This window comes from Rhodococcus sp. EPR-147 (assembly GCF_001647185.1).
Classification (GTDB): domain Bacteria; phylum Actinomycetota; class Actinomycetes; order Mycobacteriales; family Mycobacteriaceae; genus Rhodococcoides.
Map to the genome: position 1 here is coordinate 1 of NZ_LVCU01000073.1, position 7088 is coordinate 7088.

At 66.6% G+C, this 7088-nt stretch carries 6 protein-coding genes; 4 read left to right on the plus strand and 2 right to left on the minus strand.

Annotated elements, in window-relative coordinates; translation table 11 throughout:
* On the plus strand, positions 1-1434 hold a 1434-nt coding region (locus A2J02_RS28560), incomplete at its 5' end, for an HNH endonuclease signature motif containing protein (RefSeq protein WP_231911403.1).
* A gap of 7 nt (positions 1435-1441) precedes the next feature.
* Here A2J02_RS28560 and A2J02_RS03870 read toward each other — a convergent pair.
* Positions 1442-2938 carry an acyl-CoA synthetase gene (locus A2J02_RS03870; protein ID WP_068047064.1) on the minus strand — a complete coding sequence of 499 codons (1497 nt, stop codon included), beginning with the start codon at positions 2936-2938 and terminating at the stop codon, positions 1442-1444.
* 89 nt (positions 2939-3027) lie between these two features.
* On the opposite strand from A2J02_RS03870, the gene A2J02_RS03875 reads away from it, so the two are divergent.
* Entirely contained in the window at positions 3028-3567 is a 540-nt protein-coding gene (locus A2J02_RS03875) for a DUF2231 domain-containing protein (RefSeq protein ID WP_068047068.1), read from the plus strand.
* 1 nt (position 3568) lies between these two features.
* Here the strand turns inward: A2J02_RS03875 and A2J02_RS28565 are convergent, their stop codons facing one another.
* Complete coding sequence (locus A2J02_RS28565; RefSeq protein ID WP_082898569.1) at positions 3569-4039, minus strand: PASTA domain-containing protein; 471 nt, start codon at positions 4037-4039, stop codon at positions 3569-3571.
* Positions 4040-4212: 173 nt separating this feature from the next.
* Here A2J02_RS28565 and A2J02_RS03885 point away from each other — a divergent pair, with 173 nt between their 5' ends.
* Entirely contained in the window at positions 4213-6510 is a 2298-nt protein-coding gene (locus A2J02_RS03885) for an ATP-binding cassette domain-containing protein (protein ID WP_068047066.1), read from the plus strand.
* A 74-nt stretch (positions 6511-6584) separates the two neighbouring features.
* Positions 6585-7088 (plus strand): ABC transporter substrate-binding protein (locus tag A2J02_RS03890; RefSeq protein WP_156516070.1); only part of this gene is annotated, 504 nt, incomplete at its 3' end.

Consider the following 7088-nt stretch of genomic DNA (forward strand, 5'->3'; position numbering starts at 1 on the left):
CGCGCGCAGGCACTGGCGCATTCCGCCGCGGACGACGCCAGAGCCCGCCACGAGCAGGCCGAGGAGCAACGACAAGAACAGGAGCGGACACAGGAGCGGGACCGGGCGAGCCGAGCTGATGCAGGTGGCGCGGGTGACGCAGCAAACTCCGGTGATGCAGGCGGCTCGGGTGAGCCCGAACCTGCTGGGCCCGAACCTGTTCCAGCTGGGCCGCCGCCGGTACCGGTGTCGGAGAACCCGGAGTTGAACCGTTTCGATGTTCACCCGCTTGCCAGTGGCCGCTTCCAGATGGGTGGCAACGTCGACCGGCTCCTGGCCGAGAAGCTGCTCACCGCGTTGTCGGCGTTGACCGCGCCGCAGCCCGGCCCCGGTGGTGAACGCGATCTACGTGGTCCGTCGAAGCGGCGGGCGGACGCCCTCGATCGGATCCTGGACCGGCACCTGAGCGGTGGTGGCCGCGGATCGGCGGGCGGGCCGCGGGCATCGGTGCACCTGATCGTCCCGCTGCGGGACCTGCTCGCCGACCGCGGACACACGCAATCGAACAGGCCAACAACGGGTTCGAAGGCATCCGGTGCAGGCGGCCACTCACAACCAAGAGATACCGAGGGCGGTCCCGATCGTGGCAACGGTCGTCGCGTCAGCGGGAGCGGCGCGGGTGCCGGCGACAGTTCACGGACCGGCGATGCCGACACGGGTCCCGATCGTGGTGCCGGTCGTCGCGTCAGCGGGAACCGTACTGGTGCCGGCGACGACTCAAGGGCCGGCAATACCGACGCGGGTCCCGATCGTGGAACCGGTCGTCGCGTCAGCGGGAACCTTGCTGGCATCGGTGACAGTTCACGGACCGGTGATGCTGGCGGCGGTCCCCACGTCAGCGAAAGCAGTGCTGGTGCCGGCGACAGTTCACGGACCGGTGATCCCCGCGGCGATCGTGTCGGTCCCAGCGCTGCCGCCGGTGACCATTGCGGGCAGAGGTCTGCACCTGAGCCCGGTGATGCCGACTGGCCGTTCCACTTCGACTGGACCGGGCCGATGAGCCGCGCTTTCGCCGAACTTCTCACCTGCGATGCCGACCTCACCCCGGTCATCGTCGACCACCACGGCGTCCCGCTCGCCCTGGGCCGCAGCACCAGACTTGCCAGCGACGACCAACGCATCGCCCTGACCATCCGCGATCGGTGCTGCGTGATGTGTGGCCGCCCCGCACAGTGGTGCCAAGCCCACCACGTGAAGTTCTGGGAACACGGCGGCCGCACCGACCTGAACAACCTCGCCCTGGTCTGCGGAGAATGCCACCGCCTCGTCCACCACGGCGACTGGCAACTGCTCATGGGCGACGACGGCCACCCCTACGCCATCCCACCCGAATCCATCGACCCCACACGACAACCCATCCCCAGCTACCACCGCCGAAAACGTCGCGCAGCCTGACAACTAGTCAGCTGCGCAGCTCACGCTTGAGCAATTTTCCGCTCTGATTGCGCGGCAATTCGTCGACGAAGGTGACGGTCTTGGGCACCTTGAACGGCGCTATCCGACCCTTCACGTGGTCGATCAACACCTGCGACGACAGCTCACTTCCGTCCTCGAGCACGACGACGGCCGTCACCGCCTCGATCCACTTGTCGTCGGGCATCCCGATCACCGCGACCTCGGCGACCGCCGGATGGGTGTAGATCGCATCCTCCACCTCGCGGGACGCGACGAGGATGCCGCCAGTGTTGATGACATCCTTGATCCGGTCGACCACAGTGATGAACCCCTCGGCGTCGCGTGTCACCAAGTCACCGGAATGAAACCACCCATCCGAGAACGCATCTGCCGTCGCCTCCGGCTTGTCCCAGTAGCCGTCGCACAGCTGAGGAGAACGATAGAGAATCTCACCGGCTTCGCCGTCCGGCACATCGTTGCCGTCGGCATCGACGACGCGGGTCTCGACGAAGAACACCGCACGTCCACACGACGCCGGCCGCGCCTCGTGCTCCTCGGGCTGCAATACCGTTGCCAATGGCCCGATCTCGGACTGCCCGAAGCAGTTGTAGAACTCGATGTCCGGGTACCGCTCACGCAGCCGAGTGAGAACGGTGACGGGCATGATCGAAGACCCGTACTGCGCCTTCTTCAACGACGAGAGATCGCGCGTCGCCAGATCGGGGTGATTGGCGAGCGGAACCCACACCGTCGGTGCCAGGAACAGAGACTTGATCTTCTCCGCTTCGATGCGGCGCAGGATCTCCGGAACGTCGGGCCTGCGCATCAAGCGGACCGTGGCACCCACCGACAGGTACGGCAGCATGAACACGTGCATCCCCGCCGAGTGGTACATCGGCATCACCAGAAGCGGGTCGTCGTCCTGGGTGAACCCGAGCGCGATGACGCACGAGACGTACTCCGCGACCAGTGCGCCGTGAGACATCATCGCGCCCTTGGGTTTCGACGTCGTCCCGGAGGTGTAGAGCAACTGAGCGAGGTCGGTCGCATCGGCGACGGGGTCGAGTTCGGAGCCGTCGCCGTCCGTGCCCAGCACGTCGGGAAGGGAGACCACGTGCTCGATGCTGAGCTCGCCGCGAACCGAATCGAGCGTGCCCGCCAACTCCGGGTCGACCAACACTGCCCGAGAACCCGATTGCTGCAACAGGTACTGCAATTCGTCGCCCACGAGCGCGTAGTTGATCGGGACGTGCACCAATCCAGCTCGCGCACAGGCGAGGAACGCGACCACGTACGCGTCGGAGTTGACGCCGTACGCCGCCACGCGGTCGCCCTTGTTCAATCCCAACGCGATCAGCCGTCGAGCGGCGCGGGTGACCGCGGTATCGAGTTCTGCGTAGGTGTGACTGCGTCCCTCGAATGTAACGGCGAGGCGGTCGGGGAATTTCGCGGCCGACCGTCGCAGGACGCCGTCGACGGTGTTCACTCGTGTTCCGCTGCTCATCACCCGACGTTATAGGACGTCCAAGCATCTCGTGCCGTGTTTGGCTGCCCTCAGGGTTCGATCGATGCCATTGGGGCATGCGAGAACGCATGACAACGAAACAAGCCCTCGACAGCCTCGAATCTGCCTCGTTCCTCGACGGAGCGAGCAACGCGATCAACAGTGTCCTGAAACCCGCACTGGACGACACCGCCGTCGGCGCAGGTCTACGCGGCCGGTGGATCGGTCATCCCATCCACCCGGCTCTCGTCAACGTCACCATCGGAAGCTGGACGAGCGCCGTAGTCCTCGATCTGCTGAACCACCAGTCCAGGGCGAGCAAGCTCGTCATCTCCCTCGGGCTGGTGTCCGCGCCGGCAGCCATCGCCACCGGCTGGGCGGACTGGTCGACGATGAACACCCGCCAACGACGCGTCGGGATGATCCACGCGGCCTCCAACGCGACCGGCGTCTTCCTCTTCCTCGGCTCGTACATACGTCGCCGGAACCAGACCGATGGCATCGCCAAGGCGCTGGCTGCGGCCGGTCTGGCGACAGCCAGCGTCGGCGGCCTCATCGGAGGCCACCTCGCCTACAGCTCGACCGAGCAGGAACCGGCTCCAGCAGGCAAGCACAGCATTCGCCGGTAGTTCAGCAGTTGCTGGGCTCACCGATCTTCACCGCGGACAGCAGAGCATCCCCCTCACCGATCAGCGTCCCTGCGGGCGGATCCTGCGCCACGACAATCCAGTTCGAGTCGTTGACCTGCATCCGACCTTCGCCGGAGGCATCGGCGCTTCGGGAGTAGAAGACACCGGCTGCCTGGATCGCACTCTGCGCGGACTGCAAATTCATGCATACGACCGGAGGCATGGCAACGAGGACCGGCGCTGCCGGCTCCGATGCGGACGGCTCGGGCGCAGTGGTGTCCGGAAGGACGATCCTGTCGACCGACGTCGGCGCGATCGTCGCTGGGGTTGCCGTTGCCTCGACGGTCACCGTCCGGACTTCGGTGCGCACTTCGGGCTCGGCGGAGTCCGTGGATCCGCAGCCCGCGAGGACGAGCGCAGGAAGGGCAAGCGCGAGGACCGAGTGCACGCGGGAACGACTACTGCTCGTCATGAAAACCCTTCGACCGACCGATGGCCTGGCGCAACCGGTACCCATGGGAGATCGTCAGACCGGTAAGTCTGTTACTTCCCGCCCATCGGTGGCGTTTCCGTACACCGTACGGTAAGCTGCGTCGGCCCCGGGCGAACCAGCGTCGGGGGCGGCGAAAGGCGACCGAAGCGCACATGACCCAGGCCCAGCCGACGACACCGACCCAGCCATCCATCGACGAACTGTCCACCATCCTCGTTCGCGGAGCACGCGAGAATAATCTCCGCGACGTGAACCTCGACCTGCCCAAACGCTCGCTCGTCGTCTTCGCAGGCGTCTCAGGGTCGGGGAAGTCATCACTCGTCTTCGACACCATCGCTGCCGAAGCTCAACGGCAGATCAACTCGACGTTCACCGCGTTCGCGCAGACGTTCCTTCCGTCCTACGGCCGTCCCGACGCCGATCTCATCGCCAACCTGTCGGCCGTCGTCATCGTCGATCAGAAGCGTCTGTTCGGCGGCCCGCGCTCGACCGTCGGCACCATCACCGACATCGGCGACTGGCTGCGCATGCTCTGGTCCCGCGGCGTCACCCCGACGATCGGCTTCGCGAACGCGTTCTCGTTCAACGACCCGGCCGGCATGTGCCTCGAGTGCGAGGGGCTCGGCGAGGCGAAGGTCGTGGACCTCGGCGAACTGGTGGACGAGTCGAAGTCCTTGCGCGAGGGGCCGTTCAAGCATCCGGACTTCGAGGTCGGCAAATGGCCGTATCGGGTGTTCGCCGACTCGGGCCTGTTCGATCTCGACGTCCCGATCGAGCAGTACTCCGCCCGCGAGCGCCACATGTTCTTCGACGCGAAACCCGGCGAGTTCGAGGTACTGAACCCCGACGCCGTCATGAAGAGTTACGAGGGGATCGTGTCCCGCTTCCGGCGCAGCTACCTTGCCAAGGACGCCGACGCCCTGAAGGGCAAGGCCAAGCTCGCGTTCGAGCGCATCGTCACGCGCGGGGTCTGTGAATCCTGCGGCGGCTCCCGCTACAACGAGACCATCCGCAGCGCGACCCTCGAGGGCCTGTCTCTGCCCGACGCGTTCGCGATGCAGGTGTCCGAGCTCGCCGACCGCATCGACGGGTGGAAGATCGACGGCCTGGGTACCGTCACCGCCGAAATCGTCACGCAGCTGCGAAGACTCGTCGATCTCGGTCTCGGCTACCTCAGCCTGGACCGCGCAACGTCGTCGCTGTCGGGCGGTGAATCCCAGCGCATCAAGATGGTCCGCCACCTGGGAGCGACCCTGAACGACATGCTCTACGTCTTCGACGAACCGACCACAGGCCTGCACCCCCGCGACGTCCACCGCCTCGACGACATGTTGCTCGCGCTGCGCGACAAGGGCAACACCGTCCTCGTCGTCGAGCACGACCCCGAGGTCATGGCCATCGCCGACCGCATCGTCGAGATCGGCCCCGGCGCGGGAAAGGCGGGCGGCACGGTTGTGTTCGAGGGAACCTACGACGAGCTGCGCGACGCCGACACCAGGACCGGTGCCGCGTTGCGGCGCGAGGATGTCGTATTGCTTACTCCCCGAACCCCTTCGGGCTGGCTGAGCATCACCGGAGCCAGCACCCACAATCTGCGCGACGTCAGCGTCGACATTCCGCTGGGAGTCCTGACGGCCGTCACCGGCGTCGCCGGTTCCGGGAAGTCGAGTCTCATCCACGGGCACCTCCGTGAGGCCGCACCGGACGCCGTCATCATCGACCAGGCACCCATCCGCGGATCGCGGCGCTCCTCCCCCGCGACGTACACCGGTCTGCTCGATCCGATCCGTGCGTACTTCGCCAAGAAGACCGGCCAGCCGCCGTCGCTGTTCTCGCCCAACTCCGACGGCGCGTGCCCCGACTGCCAGGGCAGCGGTGTCATCTTCACCGATCTCGGGTTCACCGACCCGGTGACGAGCACCTGCGAGACGTGCCAGGGCAGGCGATTTCGGTCGGGCGCGATCCGGCATACCGTCGATGGCGTCAGCATCGCCGATATCTTCGAGATGTCCGTCGAGGACGCTCAGGACTTCTTCGAGTTCAAGAAGATCCGCGACATCCTCCGCCGGTGCCGGGACGTCGGGCTCGGCTACCTCTCACTCGGCCAGAACCTGTCGTCGCTCTCCGGCGGCGAGCGGCAGCGGCTCAAGCTCGCCACCGAACTGGTCGGGTCGTCGCCGGTGCTGGTCCTCGACGAGCCGACCACCGGTCTGCATCCGTCGGACGTGTCGAACCTGATCGCGTTGCTCTCCGGGATGGTCGACGAGGGCAGGTCGGTGATCGTCATCGAACACAACCTCGACGTCATCGCCGCTGCCGACTGGGTCATCGACCTCGGCCCCGACGGCGGGCACAACGGCGGTCTGATCACCTTCACCGGAACCGTCGACGAGTTGGTGGTCTCCGACACCCACACCGGCACGTACCTGGCACGGAGCCTGGGCCGGTGACCACCACCCGATAGTGTTGGCGCTCCAGGAGCATCGGACACACAGGAGTGGCAGTGCAGCGTCGATCGGCACGAATGATCTCAGCAGGGTTCGCGGTCGTCGCGCTGGTCGCGACCGGCTGCGGCAGCACGACGGCCGACTCCCCGCCGGCAACCACCTCGGTCGCGGCGTCGAGCGGGGAGTTCCCGAGGACGATCGCGTCGGGCTCGGACGGCGGGACCGTCACCATCGACGCGGTGCCTCGTTCGATCGTCTCGCTGAGCCCGACGGCGACGGAGACCCTGTACGCCGTCGGAGCGGGCGAGCAGGTGGCGGCCGTCGACGATCAGTCGGACTATCCCGCCGACGCACCGAAGACCGGGCTGTCGGCGTTCACGCCGAGCCTCGAGGCGATCGTCGCGTACGACCCCGATCTGGTGATCACCTCCACCGACCTCGGCCTGGTGACGTCCACTCTGGCCGAGGCCGGTATTCCGACGCTGCTCGTCCCGGCCGCGACGAGCCTCGACGACGCGTACTCGCAGATCGAGCTCGTCGCGGACGCGACCGGGCACGACGCCGAGGGCGACGCGGTGGTC